This window comes from Streptomyces angustmyceticus, assembly GCF_040701845.1.
Classification (GTDB): domain Bacteria; phylum Actinomycetota; class Actinomycetes; order Streptomycetales; family Streptomycetaceae; genus Streptomyces; species Streptomyces angustmyceticus_A.
This window is the reverse complement of record NZ_JBFBHQ010000005.1, coordinates 61,861-81,171: the sequence shown is the minus strand read 5'-3', so window position 1 is coordinate 81,171 and position 19,311 is coordinate 61,861. Positions and strand designations below refer to the sequence as shown.

The following is a 19,311-nucleotide window of genomic DNA, read 5'->3' as shown; positions in this document are numbered from 1 at the left end:
CGTCCCGCTCCGCCCAGAGTGGTGTGCTGCCGTGTGCCTGCGTACCGCTTCCGTCCCGTCCCGCCCCGCCGCGGCTCGGGCGGCACGAGGTACCAGGGTGTCAAGATGCCAAGGTGCCAACGGCACGTGACGGTCCCGGTCCTCCAGTATTTCCCCGCGGTTACGACGGTGCGCCGCCGCCCACGCCGTACGGGCGGTACACCCACGGCGGGCGGGCGCGGGCAGCTCCCGCCGCCCGGCCGCCCGGCCCCGCCGCTCACACCTCCGCGTACACCGGCCCCCGCTCCCCGTCCACGGCCGCCGCACCGGCCTCCTCCGTACCCGCTGCCACCTGCGCCGCACGCCGCCCGCGCACCGCGGGACGCAGGTAGACGCCCCAGGTCACCGCGCCGCACACCACATAGCAGGCCAGGAACGACACGAACGCCGGCGTGCCCGACCCGGCCACCAGGAACGACTGGCGAAAGGCCAGGTTGATGGCCAGCCCGCCGAGCGCCCCCACCGCCCCGATCAGCCCCATCGCCGCCCCCGACAGCCGCCGTCCGTATACCGCGGCCGCCTCGCCCGCGAGCCCGCGCCGCAGCGCCTGGGCCTGGAAGATGCCCGGGATCATCTTGTACGTGGAGCCGTTGCCGAGCCCCGACAGCACGAACAGCGCGATGAACCCGACGAGGAACACCGGCAGCGACCGCTCCCCCGACGCGTAGATCACCACCCCGGTGGCCAGGCCCATCGCCGCGAAGTTGCCCAGGGTGATCCGCGCGCCGCCGAACCGGTCCGCCAGCCGCCCGCCGACCGGCCGCACCAGCGACCCCAGCAGCGGCCCGATGAACGTCAGCGACGCCGCCTGGAGGGGCGTGCGCGCGAACTGGTTCTGCAGCACCAGCCCGAAGGCGAAGCTGTAGCCGATGAACGACCCGAACGTGCCGATGTACAGCAGCGACATCACCCAGGTGTGCGGCTCCCTCGCGGCGTCGCGGGCCGCCCCGGTGTCGTTCGTCACCGGGGCGAGGTTGTCCATGAACAGCGCCGCGAGCACCGCCGCCAGGACGATCAGCGGCACGTAGACGGCCAGCACGATCCGCGGATGCGCGGCCCCCGCCGTCCCGATCACCAGCAGCCCCAGCAACTGGACCACCGGCACCCCGATGTTGCCGCCGCCGGCGTTCAGCCCCAGCGCCCACCCCTTCTTCCGCAGCGGATAGAACGCGTTGATGTTGGTCATCGACGAGGCGAAGTTCCCGCCGCCGACCCCCGCCAGCGCCGCGACCAGCAGGAACGTCGTGTACGAGGTGCCCGGCTCCAGCACCGCCGCCGCCACCGCGGTCGGCACCAGCAGCATCACGGCGCTGATCACCGTCCAGTTGCGCCCCCCGAACCGCGCCACCGCGAAGGTGTACGGCACCCGCAGCACCCCGCCCACCAGCGTCGGCATCGCCACCAGGAAGAACTTCCCGGCCGGATCGATCCCGTACTCCGGCCCCATGAACAGCACCATCACCGACCACAGGCTCCAGATGGAGAACCCGATGTGCTCGGAGAACACGGACAGGGCGAGGTTCCGCCGCGCGACCCGCTCCCCCGTCTCCCGCCAGAAGCCCTCGTCCTCCGGGTCCCAGCGCTCGATCCACCGGCCGCCCCGCCTCGCCCGGCCCTCCGTCCGGCCGCCGTCGGGGGTGTCGTCGGGTGTGTCGCTACGGGTGTCTGCTGCCGCGGCCGTCATCGCGCCTCCCAGGGGTCGGGTCCTGCGCAATGACGCTAGGGAGGGCGGGTTTCCGTACCGTGCCGCCCGGTGACACGTACGAAACCTTGCGCTCACCGGGTGCGGCGCGGGCGGGTGAGGGCGGGGGCGATGCGGCCGGGCGGTCCGCACGGGACGCCCGCACCCGGCGGACTCACACAGCGAACTCACACCAGACGATCTTGCCGGGACTCCGCTCCCCCACCCCCCACTTGTCCGCCAGCGCCTCCACCAGCAGCAACCCGCGCCCGGCCTCGTCCACCGGCCCGGCGCCCGTCCGCACCCGCGGCCACCCGTCCCCGCTGTCGTGCACCTCCAGCCGCAGCACTCCGCCCGCCGGCGGCCACACGGACACCTGGAACCCGCGCCCCGGCGGCACCCCGTGGCGCAGCGCGTTCGTCGCCAGCTCGCTCACGCACAGCAACACCGCGTCCGCCCGCTCCCCGACCCCCCACTCGGTGAGCGCCACCCGCACGAACTCCCGCGCGAGCGGCACCGATCGCCGCTCCCGCCGGTAGAACCGCTCGCGTGGACAGGTGAGTTGCATCTCTCCGTTCATACGGCGACGGTCGCACTGAGTAACTATGCTGCACAGTGCGTGCACCCGTACTCGCGGTGAGTACGGGTGCGCACACGGTCACCGGCGTCGAAGTACGGGGAGTGGAACGCCATGCAGCCGCGAACGAAGCCCAGGAACCGACACTCCGCAGCCATGGAAGTCATCGGCGCCCAACTGGCGCTGTACCGCATCAACGCCGGCCTCACCCAGCGCAGCCTCGCCGACCGCTCCACCGCCTCCGAGGAGACCATCGCCTCCATCGAACAGGGCAGGCGGGCCCTGATGCCACACCTGGCGACCGAGTTCGACCAGCTCCTGACCACGGGCGGGGCACTGGCGGCGGGGGTGGCGAAGCTCCCGCCGAAGGAGAAGTATCCGATCTGGGCCGAGGAGTTCATCGCCTATGAGCAGGAGGCGATCTCCCTCTGCGGCTACGAAAACGGTGTCGTCCCCGGCCTCCTGCAGACCGAGGGATACGCGGGCGCCACGTTCCGCAGCAAAATCCCGCACCTCAGCGAGGAGAAGATCGAGCAGAGCGTCACGGACCGACTGGAGCGTCAGCAGATCCTGCGCCAACAGGACCCCGTCTCCGCCAGCTTCGTCCTCTCCGAGGCAGTCTTGCTGAGCAATATCGGGGGTCGCGAGGTCATGCGGGGCCAAATGTCCCATCTGCGTCAGTGCGCGGAACTCACCGGCGTATCCATTCAGATCCTGCCACTGAAGCGCGAGCTTCACGCCGGGCTCGACGGACCGTTCGTGCTGCTGGAAACCCCCGACCATCAACACTTGGCCTATACCGAGGCGCAACGCAGCAGCGAGCTGACTTCGGACGCCGATGAGGTCAGCATCCTCGCTCAGAAATATGGAATGCTGCGAATGCAGGCTCTCAACGCAGAGGAAACCGTGGGTCTGCTGGACCGGCTGCTAGGAGAGCGATGACCCATCTGACGTGGTTCAAGTCCAGCCATAGCGGCAGCGAGGGTGGCAACTGCCTCGAAGTGGCTTACGAATGGCGCAAGTCCAGCCACAGCGGCGACGAAGGCGGCAACTGCGTAGAGGTCGCCGCCCACCCCTCCACCATCCACGTCCGCGACTCCAAGGACCCCGAGGGCCCGCACCTCGACTTCTCGCCGGGGGCCTGGGCCTCGTTCACCTCGTACGCGGCGCGGGCCGCCGCCGTCGCAACGGCCCCGTAACCGCGGCTACTCGGCCGCCTCGCGCGGCGGGTCCATCCATATCCGGTCCGCGCAGACGGTCATCCGCAGGCGCTTGCCCTTCTCGTCGCGTGCCACGACCGCCTGCCGGCCGGGGTAGTCGCGCGGCGCGGACACCACGGCCAGGTCGTTGGTGACCATGATGGGGTCGGGCGGGGTGCCCGTGGGGCAGTCCCGGTAGCGCAGGGCGGCGGTGACGGTGCCGCCGCGGCCCAGGTCTATCGGCAGGGCCTTGCCGTGCCCCCGGGCGTCCGACTCGGGGCCCTTGCCGAGATGGACCTCGAAGGCCGGGAAGCCGTGGAACACACAGGGGCCCGCGCCCTTGTTGGCGATGGAGAGCCGGGCCTCGCGCTGCTCGCTGTGCGGCTTCTTCTTCAGGACGGTGAGCTTCCAGCGCAGGCCCTTGGTCGTGCAGTTGGCGTGCAGCGCCGCCATCCGCGCCGAGCCGCAGCCGGTCAGGGCCACGCCCGCCGCCACGGTCAAGGTCAGCGCGGCCGCCACCGCCGCGAGAAGTGAACGCCGTCGCACGGCTCCCCCTGTTCGTTCCGCAGAGAATTACCTGCCGTTAAGGAAACATTTCGCGCGTCCGTGGTTGCTTCGGCGCCGAACATTCTTGCCTGCGCCGCCGCGGACGCCCGGTCGTCACCGGCGTACGCCCGGTCGTCACCGGCGTACGCCCATCACCCGCGCATCCGCCTCCGGGAGCCACCACGCACTCCCGGGCGGCGTCAACCACTGCCGCTCCCGGGCCAGTTCGCGGACGGCCGCCCGCAGCGCGTCCAGGCCCGGATGCCGCAGCCCGCGCCGCCACACCAGGGACACCGGCGAGAGCGGCACGGGAGCGACCAGCGGCCGCAGCACCATCCCCGGCACCTCGATGAACTCCACGCTCGCCAGCACCGACCAGCCCCGCTTGCGCACCACCCGGACGAACTCCTGCTTGCCCTCGATCTCCGGGAACGGCGCGGCGGTGACGATGCCGCGCCCGGCGAAGAGCCGCTCGGCCAGGTCCGTCCACTCCGCGGTCTGGGGGTTGCCGGCGGCCGCGTAGAGCGTCTCGCCGGCCAGCTCCGCGAGGGGGACGGCGGGCCGGGCGGCCAGCGGGTGGTCCTCGCGCAGCAGCACCGCCATCGGCTCCAGCCTGACGGGCTGATGGTCGAGACCGGCCCGTACCCCGGGCGGCAGCGCCGCGATCCGGCCGAAGGAGACGTCGAGCCGGCCGTCCGCCATCTCCGCCGCCGCCCCGGTCAGCCCGCTGTGGAAGCGGGCGACCAGCTCGCAGCTGTCCGGCACCCGCTCCCTGGCCGCCTCCAGCACCCCGTGGGCGGTGCCGATCGGGACGCCCACATCGACCAGCAGCGGCCGCTCGGGGGCGGGCCGGAAGGCGTCGGCGAGTTCGTCGTGGGCGGTCACCACCCGTCGCGCGTACGGCAGGAGCCGCGTCCCGTCCGCCGTCAGCTCGACCCGGCGGGTGGTGCGCAGGAACAGCGCGGCGCCCAACTCCCGCTCCAGGCGCCGGATGTCGCGGCTCAGCGCCTGCTGGGCGACGTACAGCCGGGCGGCGGCCCGGGTGAAGTGCAGCTCCTCGGCGACGGCGAGGAAGGCGCGCAGCAGACGCGGATCGGTGTCGTACGGCATCGGGTCATCCTGGCAGGGCCGGTCCCCTCTGGCCCCTTCCGAAGGCCGCGACGATTCAACAACCCAGGTGCGTGAATGCGGCCTGATCAGGTGTTGGACGGGCGGCGGCCGCGGCCACGACCGTAGAGGCATGATCCTCTTCCTCGCCGCCCGGCCCGTCACGGCCCCGCCCGTACGCCCTGTCCCTCGGCGTGCCCGCCCCCGCTTCCTCGCCCCCTACCGCCGGATCTTCGCCCTCCCCGGCACCCGCGCCTTCACGGCCGCCAACCTGCTGGCCCGGCTTCCCATGGGGATGCTCAGCGTCAGCGCGGTGCTGATGATCGCCGGTTCGCGCGGCTCGTACGCGCTGGCCGGGGCGGTCACCGCGACCGGGCTGGCGGCGACGGCACTGGTCGGGCCGTGGACGGCCCGGATGATCGACCGCCACGGGCAGGCCCGTGTCGCCGTCCCGGCCACCGCGCTCGCCGTCCTCGGCTCGCTGTCGCTCCTCCTGTGCGTCCACTACGGCGCGCCCGACTGGACCCTCTTCGCCTCCTGTGCCGCCACCGCCACCACCCCCAACACCGGCGGGATGTCCCGTGCCCGCTGGGCGCACCTCTTCCGCGACGACCCGGCCGCCCGGCACACCGCCCACTCCTTCGAACAGGCCGCGGACGAGCTGTGCTTCCTGCTCGGGCCGGTGCTCGCCACGCTGCTGTGCACCACCCTCTTCCCGGAGGCGGGCACGGCGGTGGCCGCGGCGCTGCTGCTGACCGGGATGCTGCTCTTCGCGGGCCGGCGCCGCACCGAACCCCCGGTGGCGGCACCGGCCGCCGGCCGGACCCGCTCCCCCCTGCGCCTGCCGGGGCTGCCGCCGCTCCTGGCCGGCTTCCTCGCCACCGGTGCGGTCTTCGGCTCCCTGGAGGTCGTGACGATCGCCTTCGCCGACGGGCACGGCATCCGGGCCGCGGCGGGCGGCATGCTGGCCCTGCAGGCGGCGGGCTCCTGCGCGGCGGGGCTCCTCTACGGCCTGCGCCGCCCGAGGGGCCCGGCCGGCCGCCGCTTCCCCGTCTGCACCGCGGCGATGGCGGCCCTGATGCTGCTCCCGCTGCCCGCGGCCGCGACGGGCAGCCCGGCGGCGCTGGCCGTCGCGCTCCTCCTGGCCGGCATGGCGACCGCGCCGACCATGGTCACCGGCATGGGACTCGTCCAGGCGCTGACACCGCCCGGCCGGCTCAACGAGGGCATGACGCTCGCCGTGACCGCGCTGCTGGGCGGGATCGCGGCCGGGTCGGCGGGCGGCGGCTGGGCGGTCGAGCACCTGGGCGGGGCGGGCGCCGCCTACGGGGTGCCCGCGACGGCGGCCGCCCTCGCGGCGGCCGTCGCCCTGGTCACGGCGGGCCGTCGCACGGACCGCCCGCCGGCGCCCGTCAGGTGAGCGGGTCCGTGTGCCGCAGCCGCCGCGGGAAGGTGTCCACGACCGGGCCGTACCCCCCGACCGTGAAGGCGAACGTCACCCAGGAACCGTCCGTGAAGCCGGCCTCGTGCGTGCCGTGCCGCACGTCGGTGCGGTTGCGCACCCAGGCCGCCTGCCGCCGCTCCGCCCGCCACGCGTGCTCCACCGCCGGTGCACCGGCCATCGGCTCCCGCCGGTTGCCGGCCAGCCGCACCCGCACCACATGAAGATGCTGCTCGGTCACCAGCAGCACCGACAGGTACCGGAACGAACAGCGGGGCCGCAGCGCGGCCGCCAGCTGCCCGGCCAGGCTCTGCCAGCCGCCGGACAGCTGGAGGGTGTCGCGGTGGTGGCGGTCGTCGAACCGGTCCACCACGGCATTGACGGGATTGAGGCGGTGCAGTCCCCGTTCGGCCCGGCCCATGCCGTCGACGAGCCGGTCCCCGGCGGTGCGCTGCGCCGCGAACGCCTGATGGCGGAACTGCCGGGGCGGCTCGGGGAGTTGTTCGCCCGCCTCGATCGGATGGCCGGCGACGACCCGCTCGCCGGGCGGCAGCACGGCCGCCGCCCGCTCCGTCGCCGCACGGGCCAGCGCATGCCGGTCCACGGGCACCACGGCGGACTTGAGCCCGGTCCACAGCTTGTCGGCGAATGTCACCCGAAGGCCTCCCGCACCGAACGCTCGGCCCGCGCCGGTGACTCGTCCATGCGCTCATCGAAGCTCTTCGGCTCCGGGCGCGCCTCGTACTCCACTGTTTCCTCCGCGAGCGCCGGACCGTTCTCGATCATCGCGCCCGTCAGGGCACCCCCGGGATCGACCCCGAGGACACCCTTGGCGATCTTCTTGCCCTGCTTCCAGGCGAGGAACTGGGCGACATCCGTGCCCGAGGGCCGGTTGCCGTGCAGCAGGTCGCCGGCGATCCGCCGCCGTGCGCCCTTCCACTCCTTGATCTTCGCCCGGTCCAGCCCCCGCAGGTACCGGCGGAGCCGGGAGAGCTTGGCCAGCGCCTGCGTCCGCTTGGCGAGGTCGGCGAGCTTGTCGGCGAGCTTGGCGGCGATCCGGGTGGCCTTCGCGGCCCGGTAGGCGACGTTCGCCGCGCCCGCCATCGGCCCGATCGCCGCGGCGGCACCGGCCGTGAGCAGCGAGAGGATCGCCGTCGTGGCGGCGGTGACCATCAGCGCCTCGACGATCTCCACGAGGAGTTCGGTCATGGCCTGTTCGGCCATGGCGCAGGCCGCCGCCGCCATCTCCAGGAGTTCGGCGACCGTGTCCATGTCGTCGGCCTCACCGAGCAGCGCCTGCTCGAAGTCCGTCATGGTCCGGTCGAACCCCTCGGCGGCGTCGCCCTGCCACGCGTGCTGCACGGCCTTGCGCTCCGCCACCAGGTCCTCGACCACCCCGCGCAGATCGCGCGCCGCGCTCCGCCACTCCCGCGCGGTCTCCTCCAGCAGCTCGCTGTCGCCGGTGACCCAGTCGAACCAGTCGTCGGCGCCGCACTGCGTCAGGACGCCCTTGATGATCTCGTCGAGGGTCGCGGCGAGCGGATTGCTCCAGTCCAGGGTGTAGTTGATCCGGTCCAGGGCGCTCGACGCCGCCTGCCCCGCGCCCATTAGGCGCCGCCCCCGAAGCCGCGCGCGGTCTCCTCTTCGTTGGCGTCGTAGTGGTCGGCGGAGCCGCGGACCGCGTCGGCGATGGACCGCAGCATCTCGCCGGCCCCTTCGAGGTCGGTGCCCGACTGCTCCTTCTGCTCGATGTAGTCGGCCCGCAGGCCGTTCGCCTCGGGCAGCTGCCCGAACACTCCGTCCGACAGATCCAGCCCGGCCGTCCGCTTGCGGATCTTGTCGATCCGGTCCGCCGCGCTCTCCGCCGCGCGGGCATAGCGGCGCAGCGCCTCGCTCTCGACGTCCATGCCCTGACCCATTGCTCCCCCGTTGCTCGGCCATTGCCTTCGCTTTACCGCGCAATGACACACCCGGGGTCAAGGATTCGTCAAACACCTCTGGGGCATTTCCCCGCCACACGGCCGGAAGCTCGCATATGGGGCCGAATTCTTCACCGACCGGAAACCCGTAAAAACTCCCCCCGGGGAAAAATCGGGGGGAGAAAACGACTCAGGCCCCGCTGTCCGGTGGGACAGCGGGGCCTGGGCCTCACATGGGATGAGTGGAGATGGCGGGAATCGAACCCGCGTCCAACGGTGCGGAATCAGGGCTTCTCCGAGTGCAGTCCGCTGCGATTTTCTCGGCCCCGGAGATCACGCGGACAAGTCTCCGACGGGCTCAGCCACTGTTTGATTTCCTCCTAGACCCCGTGACCGGGTCTAGAAGTTTAGTTCCCTAGCTGATGCCAGGATCCGGGTCGGGAACAGCCCCGGGCTGACACTTCGCAAGTCGCTACTTAGGCAGCGAGGGCGAAGGAATCGCGCTTGGTGTTGGCGATTATTGGTTGCGACATATGGTTAACGAGATCATTGCCGCTTCCTCGACTCGCTTCCCCTGCTTCGACATCCGCTGTCGAAACCGATCATCCCCATGTTGATTTATCAAGGTGGTGCACACCCCTTCGTGGGGTGCGATGCCATCGTACGGGAACAACGCGCGCCCTTGCCAGCGTATTCCGCCGCGACCGGCCGGAACGGTCCCGCGGGGGCCGGTCAGGCCCGCTGCCGCCGCCGCGCCGCCGAGATCGCGCGGTCCGTCTCCCGGCGGTCCTGCTGCTCGCGGAGCGTCTGCCGCTTGTCGTACTCCTTCTTGCCCTTGGCCAGGGCGATCTCGACCTTGGCCCGGCCGTCCTTGAAGTAGAGGGCCAGCGGCACGATCGTGTGCCCCGACTCCTGGCTCTTGGCCTCCAGCTTGTCGATCTCCACGCGGTGCATCAGCAGCTTCCGCTTGCGCCGCGCGCTGTGGTTCGTCCAGGTGCCCTGGGCGTATTCGGGGATGTGTACGTTGTGCAGCCAGGCCTCGCCCCGGTCGATCTGGATGAAACCGTCCACCAGCGACGCCCGGCCCTGCCGCAGCGACTTCACCTCGGTGCCGGTCAGCACCAGGCCGCACTCGTAGGTGTCCAGGATGAGGTAGTCGTGCCGCGCCTTCTTGTGCTGCGCCACGAGCTTGCGCCCGGGGGTCTTGTCCTTGCCCTTGTCCTTAGCCATAGTGCGGCCATTTTCGCACTACGCCCCGCCCCCGAGGCCACTCAATACTGTGCGGGCCCGTTTCTCCGCGCCGCTGCCCACGACGACGTCCGGGGTGAGTCCGCCGCCGTCGAGGTTCCGGCCGGCCGGGGTCCGGTAGTGGCCGACGGTCAGCTCGGCGACCGAACCGTCCGGCAGCGTGCTGGGCATCTGCACCGAGCCCTTGCCGAAGGTCCGCGACCCCACCACGAGCGCCCGCCCCCGGTCCTGGAGCGCGCCGGACAGCAGCTCGGCGGCGCTCATCGTGCCGCCGTCGACGAGGACGACCAGCGGGAGACGGGTGTTGCCGCCGCGGCGGGCGTACAGCGCGCGCTGGCTGCCGCGGACGTCGTACGTCGCGACCAGGCCGCCGTCGAGGAAGGCGGACGCGGCCGCCACGGCCTCGGTGACCAGGCCGCCGGTGTTGCCGCGCAGGTCGAGCAGCATGCCGCCCTCCGGGGAGGCGTCGCGCACCGCCCGGCGGACCGCGGCGCCGGTGCCCTTGGCGAACGCGGCGATCTTGACGCGGGTCGGGCCGTGCGCGCCGGCGGGGCGGTCGACGACGACGTTGCGGGATCTGAGCCGGGTGCGGTGCAAGGTGGCCGACCAGCGGCGGGTGCCGCGCTGCAGGTCCAGCGTCACGGGGCTGCCGACAGCGGCCGGGCCGCGGCTCGCGCCGGCGGCGGCGCCGCGCAGCCGGGCGACGACCTCGGTGACCGGCGCGCCCCGGGAGGCGCGGCCGTCCACGGCGCGCAGCCGGTCGCCCACGGCGACACCGGCCCGCGCGGCGGGGCCGCCGGGCTGCACCCGCGACACCTCGATCCGGCCGTGCGGCGCCTGCCGGACCCAGAGCCCGACGCCGACATAGCCGCCGTCCAACTGCGCCTGGAAGTCCTTGAACTCGCCGGGACTGTAGATCGTCGACCAGCGGTCGCCGCTGCGGCTGACGACGTCGGCGGCGGCCTGGGCACCGGACTTGCCGTCCGCGACGGCCTCGGCGGCGGCCCGTTCGACGGCCGCGCGGTCCGCGGTGGCGGAGTGGGGTGCGTGTGCGGCGAGGGCCCTGCCGTCCGGGGCGGGCCGCCGGGCCGAGTCCTGCGCGCCCTCGCTCCAGGTGCCGGTCGCGGCGCCGGTGGCGAGCACGCTCGCGAGGAACAACGTCAGGGCCGCCCCGCGGCGAATGCGGCGGGGCCGGTCGTACGAACACGGGCCCGACATGCCGGTGAGTCTAGGGGACAAAAGGGCGCCGTACGGCAAGTTGACCGTACGGCGCCCCTTGGCAAAGCTCACACCTTGAGGTACTTGCGCAACGCGAAGAACGCGGCGAGCGCGGGCATCAGCAGCCCGATCAGGAGGACCAGCGGGAGGACCGCAGCCACCGAGTCCCAGCCGATGAAGTTGATCACCTGGATCTTCTTCGCCAGCCAGTTGTTGACGAGGACGTACTTGCCGCCGACGATCAGCACACAGGCGAAGGCGGCGCCCAGCAGGCCCGCGATGGCGGCCTCCAGGATGAACGGCATCTGGATGTAGAAGCTGGACGCTCCCACCAGCCGCATGATCCCGGTCTCCCGCCGCCGGCTGAACGCCGACACCCGCACGGTGTTGACGATCAGCATCAGCGCAACGACCAGCATCAGCCCCATCACGACCAGCGCGGCGATGTTCATGCCGTTGAGGAGGTTGAACAGCGGCTCGACGGTGTCCCGTTGGTCCTGCACCTCCTGGACGCCGGGCCGCTCGGAGAACGCCGACTTGATGACGGTGTACTTCGTCGGGTCCTTGAGCTTGACGCGGAAGGACTCCGGAAGCTGGTCGGGGGTGACCAGCCCGGCCACGGGGGTGTCGCCGAACTGCTCCTTGTAGTGCTTGTACGCCTGGTCGCTGGACTCGTACACCACCGGCTTCTGCACGATCGGCAGCCGGTCGAGCTCGGCCTTGATGTCGTTCTTCTGCTGCTGGGTGGCGGCGCCCTTGGCGCAGTTGGCACCGGTGTCGGCGTCGTTCTTGTTGCAGAAGAAGATGGAGACGTTGACCTTGTCGTACCAGTAGCCCTTCATCGTGCTGACCTGGTCGCGCATCAGCAGCGAGGCGCCGAACAGGCCGAGCGAGAGGGCTACGGAGACGATGACGGCGAAGGTCATCGTGAGGTTTCGGCGGAGACCGACGCCGATCTCCGACAGGACGAACTGGGCGCGCATGGCGTCCTTTCAGTGCTGGGGGCCGTACACGCTTAGTGCTGGTAGCCGTACACGCCGCGCGACTGGTCGCGTACGAGCCGGCCCTTTTCGAGTTCCATGACCCGCTTGCGCATCTGGTCGACGATCTGCTGGTCGTGGGTGGCCATGACCACCGTCGTACCGGTCCGGTTGATCCGGTCCAGCAGCTTCATGATGCCGACCGAGGTCTGCGGGTCGAGGTTGCCGGTGGGCTCGTCCGCGATGAGCAGCATGGGCCGGTTGACGAAGGCCCGGGCGATGGCGACGCGCTGCTGCTCACCACCGGAGAGCTCACCGGGCATACGGTCCTCTTTGCCGCCGAGGCCGACGAGTTCGAGGACCTCGGGAACCGTCTTGCGGATCTGGCCGCGCGGCTTGCCGATCACCTCGAGGGCGAAGGCGACGTTCTCCCCGACAGTCTTGTTGGGGAGCAGCCGGAAGTCCTGGAAGACCGTGCCCACCTGGCGCCGCATCTGCGGGACCTTCCAGTTGGAGAGCTTCCCGAGGTCCTTGCCGAGGACGTGCACATGGCCGTGGCTGGCGCGCTCCTCGCGCAGCAGCAGCCTCAGGAAGGTGGACTTACCGGAGCCCGAGGACCCCACCAGGAAGACGAACTCGCCGCGCTCGATCTCGAGCGAGACGTCCCTGAGTGCAGGGCGGTTCTGCTTCGGGTAAGTCTTGGAGACGTTGTCGAATCGGATCACTGATGCACCACGGTCGACCTGAATAGGGGCACGGTTGCCGAGTTGCGGCTCCCGTCGGTGTGCGTGACCATACGCGAACCTCGCGCGGCGGCGCAGTCGGCGTAGGGGGTTGGTGCGTTTATTCACGGCACCTACAGGACAAAAGGGCGCACAATCCCGCGGGACGCGCCGTTCCGGCGATGTGCTGGCACAGTGGAAGAGGGAACCAATGCGCCCCCCGGTGCGTTGGTGCAGTGGAGAAGGAGGTCGCATGACGTACGACCGACTGGTGTGCGCCAATTGCGCGGCCCCTGTGAGCGAGGGCCGCTGCCCCGTGTGCCGGGCGAGCAGAGAACGTCTTCAGCAGCAAGCGGGCGGCATGTTCGCCCAGCTCAGCCCAGCAATGCTGGTGGCACTGATGATCGTGCTGATCGCGGTGTCCGTACTGCTCCACCAGGCTGTCTGACACCCGTACGAGACCCTTTCCGGCCGGGTACGGTCGCTGCCGACGCCGAGGGGCCCGGGACGCAGTGCGTCCCGGGCCCCTCCAGCTTGTGGCGCGTCAGCGTCAGGCCGCCGCGGCGCCGCCGCCGTTCTTGTTGATCAGGCGGGGCAGCATACGGAAGCCCACACCGCCCGCGATCATCGTCGCGGCGCCGATCAGCAGGAAGGTGGTGCCGGAGGAACCGGTCTCCGCCAGCTCACCGCCCTTGGCCTGCTGCTTCGCCTTGCCGGGCGTGTCAGCGATCTGCTCCTTGCCCTGGCCGGGCTGCTCGATCGGCTTGGTGCCCTCGTTGTCGGTGCCGGTACCGGTGCTGCTGCCACCGGTCTGGTCGCCGGTGGTGCCGCCGGTGGTCGAGCCACCCGTGGTCTCGTGACCGCCGGTGGTGGAACCGCCGGTGGTCTCGTCGCCGCCGGTGGTGGAACCACCCGTGGTCTCGTGACCGCCGGTGGTGGAACCACCCGTGGTCTCGTCGCCGCCGGTGGTCGAGCCACCCGTGGTCTCGTCGCCACCCGTGGTGGAACCGCCGGTGGTCTCGTCGCCGCCGGTGGTCGAGCCACCCGTGGTCTCGTCGCCACCGGTGGTCGAGCCGCCGGTGCTGTCGTCGCCGCCGGTGGCGGTGCCACCGATGGTCTCGTCGCCACCGACGCTGCCGCCGATCTCGCCGCCGGTGCTGTCGTCGCCACCGGTCGAGGAGTCACCACCGGTCGAGGAGTCACCGCCGGAGTCACCGCCGATCAGCCCGCCGACAAGGCCGCCGATGAACCCGCCGCCCTGGCCCGGGGTCTCACCCGGGCTGGCGGCGGAGGCGGCGCCGGCGGCGGTGAGCGACGCACCGGCCGCAATCACTGCGCCGGCCGCAATGCGCGCTACGCGCAGCCGCGTCTTCTTCGTCATGTACTGCTACCCCCAGTAGCTGAACTCGTCATTGGAGCACCGTTGCGCGGGGCGACGAGCCGATGTCGGGGTGCACGAGCTTCGGCGCCGCCATTACGGGCGGGCCGCTCCAATCCCCGTTCCTACACGCGCCCCAGACATACGCATGCCGCGCTCAGCCTTCCCAGTTCGGCCACTATCGTCAAGGTCGAATAAAGTCCCGATGCCCGAATTGCCAAGCGGTGGGCGGTACATGGACATACGACTGTGACCAAACCGCCACAGCAAAAACAACTGCCTCCCTGAAGGAGGCAGTTGTTTCACGTACGGAGCGCGCGGATCCGCTACTTCTCCTGCTGCTTGCGCCAGCGGATACCGGCCTCCAGGAAGCCGTCGATGTCGCCGTCCAGCACAGCGGTGGGGTTGCCGACCTCGAACTCGGTCCGCAGGTCCTTGACCATCTGGTAGGGGTGCAGGACGTACGAACGCATCTGGTTGCCCCAGGAGTTGCCGCCGTCGCCCTTGAGCGCGTCCATCTTCGCCTGCTCCTCCTGGCGGCGGCGCTCGAGGAGCTTGGCCTGGAGGACGTTCATCGCGGTCGCCTTGTTCTGGATCTGCGAGCGCTCGTTCTGGCAGGAGACGACGATGCCGGTGGGGATGTGCGTCAGCCGGACCGCGGAGTCGGTGGTGTTGACGCCCTGGCCGCCGGGGCCGGACGAACGGTAGACGTCGACCCGCAGCTCGGACTCGTCGATCTCGATGTGGTCGGTCTGCTCGACGACGGGCAGCACCTCGACACCGGCGAACGACGTCTGGCGGCGGCCCTGGTTGTCGAACGGCGAGATGCGCACCAGGCGGTGCGTGCCCTGCTCGACGGAGAGCGTGCCGTAGGCGTAGGGGACCTGGACGGCGAAGGTGGTCGACTTGATGCCGGCCTCTTCCGCGTACGAGGTCTCGTAGAGCTCGGTCTTGTAGCCGTGCCGCTCGGCCCAGCGCAGATACATCCGCTGCAGCTTCTCGGCGAAGTCGGCGGCGTCCACGCCACCGGCCTCGGCGCGGATGTTGACGACCGCCTCACGGGAGTCGTACTCGCCGGACAGGAGGGTGCGGACCTCCAGCTCGTCGACGGCCTTGCGGACGGCGGTCAGCTCGGCCTCGGCCTCGGCCCGCGCGTCCTCGTCGCCCTCGGCCTCGGCGAGCTCGAAGAGCACCTCGACGTCGTCGACCCGGCCGCGCAGGTCCTCGGCCTTGCGCAGCTGGCCCTGGAGGTAGGACAGCCGGCTGGTGATCTTCTGTGCGTTCTCCGGGTCGTCCCACAGGGACGGCGCCGCGGCCTGCTCCTCGAGCACGGCGACATCGGCCCTCATCTTGTCGAGGTCCAGGACGGCCTCGATCGACCCCATGGTCGAGGAGAGGGACTTCAGCTCTTCGGATACATCGACGACTGCCACGCACCCAGCCTAACGGCTGCCACCGTCAGCGTGACCCGGCCCCGCCAGGTCCGGTCCGCCGGTCACCGCGGACGGCCGGTCCCCGGCGGGCCGCCCGCCGCCCCGTACACCGGCCGGTGCCGGGCCGGGCGGCCGTCCCCCGGGCCCGGCCGGCGCGCGGCGGGCGCTCACGGAGTGTCGGGTTCCGGCTGGTGGACGCCCGGTGTGGCGTCCCCCGCCGAGTCGTCGCCCGAGGCCAGCCAGCCGCCCAGGCCCGCCGCCACGACCACCGCGGCGGCGGCCGCGCCGAGCCGGATCCGGCGGCGGCGCACCGCGTCCGGCGACGAGCGGTGCCGGGCCGAGCCCGCCCGGCGCTCCCCGGCGGCGCGCGGGGCACGGGCGGTGCCGTGGGCGCCGCCCGCCAGCTCGTCCGGGCCCGGCACCCGCATGCTGGTGTGCGTCTCCCGGTTGGAGTCGGGGACCGCGCCCTGGACCAGCGGGACCGCGCCGCGCGGCGGGGTGGCATCCCCCGCGGGCACCGCCGGGTAGAACGGCTCCTCGCGGGAGGCGGCGGCGCTCTCCGGCTCGTCCTCGGCCTGCTCGTCCTCCGGCTCGTCGATGTCCAGCGGCGGGATGCCCACCAGGCCGGGCAGCAGCTCGCGCAGCCGGGCGGCGAGCTCCGGGGCGCGCAGCCGGGAGGCCGGCGCCTTGGCCAGGCACTGCAGCAGCAGCTGCCACAGCTCGTCCGGGATGCCGGGCAGCGGCGCCACGCTCTCGGTCACATGGCGGCGCAGCACCGCCCCGGGATGCCCGCCGCCGAACGGCGTGAACCCGGCGAGCAGCTCGTACAGGACGGTCGCCAGCGCATAGACGTCCACGGAGGCGCGCGGCGGAAGGCCCTCGATGATCTCCGGGGCGAGGTAGTCGGGGGTGCCGATGACCTTGGCCGAGCGGAGCGCGCCGGAGCTCCCCCCGGCCGGGGGCTGGAGGGTGCGGCGCGGCGAGTCGACGAGCCGGGCGATGCCGAAGTCGGTGAGCAGGGCGGGGTGCGCGCCGCCGGGGCCCAGCGGCCCCTGCATGTCCAGCAGGACGTTCTCCGGCTTGACGTCACGGTGCACGATCCGCGCGGCGTGCGCCGCGGCCAGCCCGTCGGCGACGTCGGCGGCGATGGCGACGGCCGCCTCCGGGGCCAGCCGGCGTTCGCGCTCCAGCCGGGTGCGCAGGTCGGTGCCCCGCACGAGGTCCATGACCAGCGCCAGGTCGTTGCCGTCGACGACGAGGTCGCGGACGCCGACGACATGCGGGTCCGCCAGGCTCAGCAACGCCGCCCGCTCCTGCACGAAGCGGCCGACGAGTTCCTGGTCGGAGGCGAGATCCTCGCGCAACAGCTTGATGGCCACGGCCCCTTCGGGGCCCTCGCCCAGCCATACCGTGCCGGCACTGCCCCGCCCCAGGATCTGGTGGGCGGTGTACCGGCTGCCGATCTTCCGTGCCAAGACTGCTCCGACGTGTCGGGCCCCCGAGCGTCCTGCGGGGGCTGAGGTTGGCGTCAAAGCTACGCGGGTGCCAGGGGGTTCCGTGCCCCGGAACGTGGCAACCTTCACTTCTGTGAGCGAAATTGTCCGTCGGAAGTCGACAAATCAACTGGGTCGCTTCACAGGGCGGTCCGGCACGTCGGCGCAGTGACGCACCGGGGCCCGGCGGCACCGGCACCCCGGAGCCCGGAAACGCCGCGGGCCCGGCCGGCCTGCGGACAGGCGGCACGGGCCCGGTAAGGAGCGCGCACGGGTGCACGGACGCCCGCGGACCGCGGCGGGCCCACGGGCGGGCGGGTCAGCCGCCGAGTTTCTCCACGAAGCGCTGCACGCTGTGGAAGACGTGCCCGACCTGGGAGAAGAAGCCCCGTGTCGTGCCGATCCACTCCTGGAGCGGGGTCAGCTCCCAGACCAGCCACGCCGCCACGAACAGCAGGATCAGCGTGAACAGGCAGCCCTTGAGACAGCCCAGCCCCGGGATCTTCATGGGGTTGGCGCTGCGCTGACGGGGCTCGCGCCGGGGCCGGGGCTCCGGGGCGGGCGGGCGCTGCGGTTCGTAGCGCTGCGGCGGCGGCTCCTGGCGGCGCTGGGGCGCCTGCGGCTGCTGCTGGGCGTACGGCGGCGGAGCGGGCTGCCGGTACTGCGGCTGCTGCGGGCGCTGCGGCGGCTGCTGGGGAGCGGCCTGGCGCTGCGGACGGCGGCGCAGCGGGTCCTCGGAAGGATCCAGGTACTGCACCTGGGTCTGCTCGTTGCGGTCGCGCGCGGCCCGCATCTGCGACTGCCACGGATGGGGGCCGTCGGGGTCCTGCGGTCCGCCGGACGGTGCGCCCATGGGCATCGGCGGCATCGCGCGGGTCGGGTCGGCGCCCTGGCCGCCGGGGCCGCCCGTGGACGGCAGCACGCTGGTGGCCGCCGCCGGGTCGTAGGACCCGGCACCGGACGGCAGCACCTGGGTGGGGTCGGCGTCGCCCCCGCCGGCCTGGGCACCGTCCGCGCCCGTCCCGGGAACGGTCGCGGGCGCGGGGTCGGGGGCGAGCAGCGCGGCGACACCGAGCGCGGCCTCGGCCGCGGCCGGAGTGGCGTGCACCCCGACACCGGAGGCCACGGTGCGCAGCGCGCGGGCGAGGTTCTCGGCGCTGGGCCGCTCCTCGGGGCGCTTGCGCAGACAGCGCTCGATGACCGTCCACAGCGGCTCGGGGAGGGTGCTGGGGCGGCGCGGCTCCTCGCTGAGGTGGCGGTGCAGCACCTCCAGCGCGGTCGACCCGGCGAACGGCGGGCGGCCCGTGACCAGCTCGTACAGCAGGATGCCGGCGCCGTAGATGTCCACGGCGGAGGTCTGCGGGCGGCCCTCGGCGGACTCCGGCGCCACATAGGCGGGGGTGCCGACGAACTCGTGGGTGCGGGTCAGGCCCGGGGAGTCGGCGAGGCGGGCGATGCCGAAGTCGGTCAGCATCGGGTGCATCTCGCCGCTGCCGTCCGACCCGGCGAGCAGGACGTTGGCGGGCTTGAGGTCACGGTGCACCACGCCGTCGGCATGGCTGGCCGCGAGCGCGTCGGCGATCTGGGCGGTGAGCAGCGACGCGGCCACCGGGCTGAGGGCGCCGTTGTCCCGCAGGTAGCGGTGCAGGTCGGGGCCGTCGACCAGGTCCATGACCAGGGCGAGCAGATCGCCCTCGACGACCAGGTCGCGGGTGCGGACGATGTTGGGGTGGGTCAGGCGCAGCAGGACGGAGCGCTCCCGCAGGAAGCGCATCACCACGTCCGGGTCGTGCGCCAGCTCCTCCTTGAGGACCTTGATCGCGACCGTCTCACCGGGCTCTCCTGCCACGGCGGCCTCGGCGCCCGCCGTCTCCCGCTGGCGGGCACGCCAGACGGTGCCCGTGGCACCGCGTCCCAGCGGCTCCTCGAGCAGGTACTTGCTGCCTACCGGCCGCACGTCATGCGCTCCCTGGTCGTGATGGCTCTCTTGCCGGCCCGCCGGGTTCAGCTGATCAACTCCGCGCGGCCCGTCCGACCCACTGTAGTGCCGTCGTACAAACTTTTCGGTCCGGCGGCCCGGGACGGACTTGTGGGGAAGACGCACTTCCGGAACGGATGGTTGCCTGCCGCGCCCGACCGGTGCCGGGGCCGGCCGGCCCCATCCTGCCGCGGACCGCTCCGAGCTGACCACGGCAGTCGCAAACAGGCCGGGCACGGCACGCAAGCAGGCACTTTTTCGCCCTTAGAAGACCAATCAAGATCACTGAATGGCGGTCGGCGGGCGTGTTGTCAGTGGCAGGTGCGAGGATGCACCCAGCACGATGCGGTGG

At 72.1% G+C, this 19,311-nt stretch carries 19 protein-coding genes and 1 other RNA gene; 4 read left to right on the top strand and 16 right to left on the bottom strand.

The genetic code is table 11. The features are described from left to right. Window positions 1-256 precede the first annotated feature (256 nt). Complete coding sequence (locus AB0411_RS13610) at window positions 257-1,723, bottom strand: nitrate/nitrite transporter (protein ID WP_366417468.1); 1,467 nt, start codon at window positions 1,721-1,723, stop codon at window positions 257-259. 172 nt (window positions 1,724-1,895) lie between these two features. Beyond that, a complete protein-coding gene (locus tag AB0411_RS13605) occupies window positions 1,896-2,300 on the bottom strand; it encodes an ATP-binding protein (RefSeq protein ID WP_366417467.1) in 405 nt (134 codons plus the stop codon). Between the two features lie 153 nt (window positions 2,301-2,453). Between AB0411_RS13605 and AB0411_RS13600 the strand changes: the two genes are divergently transcribed. Then, the gene (locus AB0411_RS13600) at window positions 2,454-3,239 is read left to right on the top strand and encodes a helix-turn-helix transcriptional regulator (RefSeq protein WP_366417466.1); all 786 of its coding nucleotides are present in this window, start codon (window positions 2,454-2,456) and stop codon (window positions 3,237-3,239) included. Further along, window positions 3,236-3,496, top strand: a complete 261-nt coding sequence (locus AB0411_RS13595) for a DUF397 domain-containing protein (protein WP_366417465.1) — start codon at window positions 3,236-3,238, stop codon at window positions 3,494-3,496. Before AB0411_RS13600 ends, AB0411_RS13595 begins: the two co-directional genes overlap by 4 nt. Window positions 3,497-3,502: 6 nt before the next feature. Here the strand turns inward: AB0411_RS13595 and AB0411_RS13590 are convergent, their stop codons facing one another. Both AB0411_RS13590 and AB0411_RS13585 read right to left on the bottom strand, forming a co-directional pair. Then, complete coding sequence (locus AB0411_RS13590) at window positions 3,503-4,042, bottom strand: DUF4232 domain-containing protein (protein ID WP_366417464.1); 540 nt, start codon at window positions 4,040-4,042, stop codon at window positions 3,503-3,505. A gap of 135 nt (window positions 4,043-4,177) precedes the next feature. After that, window positions 4,178-5,152: a LysR family transcriptional regulator gene (locus AB0411_RS13585; protein WP_366417463.1), complete on the bottom strand. Its 975-nt coding sequence runs from the start codon at window positions 5,150-5,152 to the stop codon at window positions 4,178-4,180. Window positions 5,153-5,282: 130 nt separating this feature from the next. Here AB0411_RS13585 and AB0411_RS13580 point away from each other — a divergent pair, with 130 nt between their 5' ends. Continuing rightward, window positions 5,283-6,569 carry an MFS transporter gene (locus tag AB0411_RS13580; protein WP_366417462.1) on the top strand — a complete coding sequence of 429 codons (1,287 nt, stop codon included), beginning with the start codon at window positions 5,283-5,285 and terminating at the stop codon, window positions 6,567-6,569. On the opposite strand, the gene AB0411_RS13575 is transcribed toward AB0411_RS13580, so the two are convergent. From AB0411_RS13575 to ftsE, 8 genes are all read right to left on the bottom strand, one after another. Continuing rightward, window positions 6,562-7,245 (bottom strand): hypothetical protein, encoded by a 684-nt coding sequence (locus AB0411_RS13575; protein WP_366417461.1) that lies wholly within the window; start codon window positions 7,243-7,245, stop codon window positions 6,562-6,564. The genes AB0411_RS13580 and AB0411_RS13575 overlap by 8 nt on opposite strands. After that, a complete protein-coding gene (locus AB0411_RS13570; RefSeq protein ID WP_366417460.1) occupies window positions 7,242-8,198 on the bottom strand; it encodes a WXG100 family type VII secretion target in 957 nt (318 codons plus the stop codon). The genes AB0411_RS13575 and AB0411_RS13570 overlap by 4 nt, the downstream gene beginning before the upstream one ends. Beyond that, complete coding sequence (locus AB0411_RS13565) at window positions 8,198-8,497, bottom strand: hypothetical protein (protein WP_366417459.1); 300 nt, start codon at window positions 8,495-8,497, stop codon at window positions 8,198-8,200. Before AB0411_RS13565 ends, AB0411_RS13570 begins: the two co-directional genes overlap by 1 nt. Before the next feature lie 252 nt (window positions 8,498-8,749). Further along, window positions 8,750-9,119: a transfer-messenger RNA gene (gene ssrA / locus AB0411_RS13560) on the bottom strand. A 122-nt stretch (window positions 9,120-9,241) separates the two neighbouring features. Further along, entirely contained in the window at window positions 9,242-9,739 is a 498-nt protein-coding gene (smpB, locus tag AB0411_RS13555) for an SsrA-binding protein SmpB (protein WP_350251211.1), read from the bottom strand. Between the two features lie 18 nt (window positions 9,740-9,757). Continuing rightward, window positions 9,758-10,975, bottom strand: a complete 1,218-nt coding sequence (locus tag AB0411_RS13550) for a S41 family peptidase (RefSeq protein WP_366417458.1) — start codon at window positions 10,973-10,975, stop codon at window positions 9,758-9,760. A 68-nt stretch (window positions 10,976-11,043) separates the two neighbouring features. After that, complete coding sequence (gene ftsX, locus AB0411_RS13545; RefSeq protein ID WP_366417457.1) at window positions 11,044-11,958, bottom strand: permease-like cell division protein FtsX; 915 nt, start codon at window positions 11,956-11,958, stop codon at window positions 11,044-11,046. Window positions 11,959-11,990: 32 nt separating this feature from the next. Continuing rightward, complete coding sequence (ftsE, locus tag AB0411_RS13540; RefSeq protein ID WP_018091242.1) at window positions 11,991-12,680, bottom strand: cell division ATP-binding protein FtsE; 690 nt, start codon at window positions 12,678-12,680, stop codon at window positions 11,991-11,993. 250 nt (window positions 12,681-12,930) lie between these two features. Between ftsE and AB0411_RS13535 the strand changes: the two genes are divergently transcribed. Beyond that, window positions 12,931-13,125 (top strand): hypothetical protein, encoded by a 195-nt coding sequence (locus AB0411_RS13535; RefSeq protein ID WP_366417456.1) that lies wholly within the window; start codon window positions 12,931-12,933, stop codon window positions 13,123-13,125. Window positions 13,126-13,227: 102 nt separating this feature from the next. Here the strand turns inward: AB0411_RS13535 and AB0411_RS13530 are convergent, their stop codons facing one another. The 4 genes from AB0411_RS13530 to AB0411_RS13515 form a co-directional block, all read right to left on the bottom strand. Next, complete coding sequence (locus AB0411_RS13530) at window positions 13,228-14,058, bottom strand: hypothetical protein (protein WP_366417454.1); 831 nt, start codon at window positions 14,056-14,058, stop codon at window positions 13,228-13,230. Window positions 14,059-14,381: 323 nt separating this feature from the next. Then, window positions 14,382-15,488 carry a peptide chain release factor 2 gene (prfB, locus tag AB0411_RS13525; RefSeq protein WP_366417452.1) on the bottom strand — a complete coding sequence of 369 codons (1,107 nt, stop codon included), beginning with the start codon at window positions 15,486-15,488 and terminating at the stop codon, window positions 14,382-14,384. Window positions 15,489-15,655: 167 nt separating this feature from the next. After that, a complete protein-coding gene (locus AB0411_RS13520) occupies window positions 15,656-16,963 on the bottom strand; it encodes a serine/threonine-protein kinase (protein ID WP_366417451.1) in 1,308 nt (435 codons plus the stop codon). A 337-nt stretch (window positions 16,964-17,300) separates the two neighbouring features. After that, entirely contained in the window at window positions 17,301-18,938 is a 1,638-nt protein-coding gene (locus AB0411_RS13515) for a serine/threonine-protein kinase (protein ID WP_366417450.1), read from the bottom strand. Window positions 18,939-19,311: the final 373 nt, after the last annotated feature.

What these genes read in the sequence shown, in the direction of transcription:
- AB0411_RS13610 (WP_366417468.1), bottom strand. Translation starts at nt 1,723, where the DNA reads ATGACGGCCGCGGCAGCAGACACCCGTAGCGACACACCCGACGACACC.
- AB0411_RS13570 (WP_366417460.1), bottom strand. Translation starts at nt 8,198, where the DNA reads ATGGGCGCGGGGCAGGCGGCGTCGAGCGCCCTGGACCGGATCAACTAC.
- AB0411_RS13580 (WP_366417462.1), top strand. Translation starts at nt 5,283, where the DNA reads ATGATCCTCTTCCTCGCCGCCCGGCCCGTCACGGCCCCGCCCGTACGC.
- AB0411_RS13605 (WP_366417467.1), bottom strand. Translation starts at nt 2,300, where the DNA reads ATGAACGGAGAGATGCAACTCACCTGTCCACGCGAGCGGTTCTACCGG.
- smpB (WP_350251211.1), bottom strand. Translation starts at nt 9,739, where the DNA reads ATGGCTAAGGACAAGGGCAAGGACAAGACCCCCGGGCGCAAGCTCGTG.
- AB0411_RS13585 (WP_366417463.1), bottom strand. Translation starts at nt 5,152, where the DNA reads ATGCCGTACGACACCGATCCGCGTCTGCTGCGCGCCTTCCTCGCCGTC.
- AB0411_RS13550 (WP_366417458.1), bottom strand. Translation starts at nt 10,975, where the DNA reads ATGTCGGGCCCGTGTTCGTACGACCGGCCCCGCCGCATTCGCCGCGGG.
- AB0411_RS13595 (WP_366417465.1), top strand. Translation starts at nt 3,236, where the DNA reads ATGACCCATCTGACGTGGTTCAAGTCCAGCCATAGCGGCAGCGAGGGT.
- ftsX (WP_366417457.1), bottom strand. Translation starts at nt 11,958, where the DNA reads ATGCGCGCCCAGTTCGTCCTGTCGGAGATCGGCGTCGGTCTCCGCCGA.
- AB0411_RS13600 (WP_366417466.1), top strand. Translation starts at nt 2,454, where the DNA reads ATGGAAGTCATCGGCGCCCAACTGGCGCTGTACCGCATCAACGCCGGC.
- AB0411_RS13535 (WP_366417456.1), top strand. Translation starts at nt 12,931, where the DNA reads ATGACGTACGACCGACTGGTGTGCGCCAATTGCGCGGCCCCTGTGAGC.
- AB0411_RS13565 (WP_366417459.1), bottom strand. Translation starts at nt 8,497, where the DNA reads ATGGACGTCGAGAGCGAGGCGCTGCGCCGCTATGCCCGCGCGGCGGAG.
- AB0411_RS13530 (WP_366417454.1), bottom strand. Translation starts at nt 14,058, where the DNA reads ATGACGAAGAAGACGCGGCTGCGCGTAGCGCGCATTGCGGCCGGCGCA.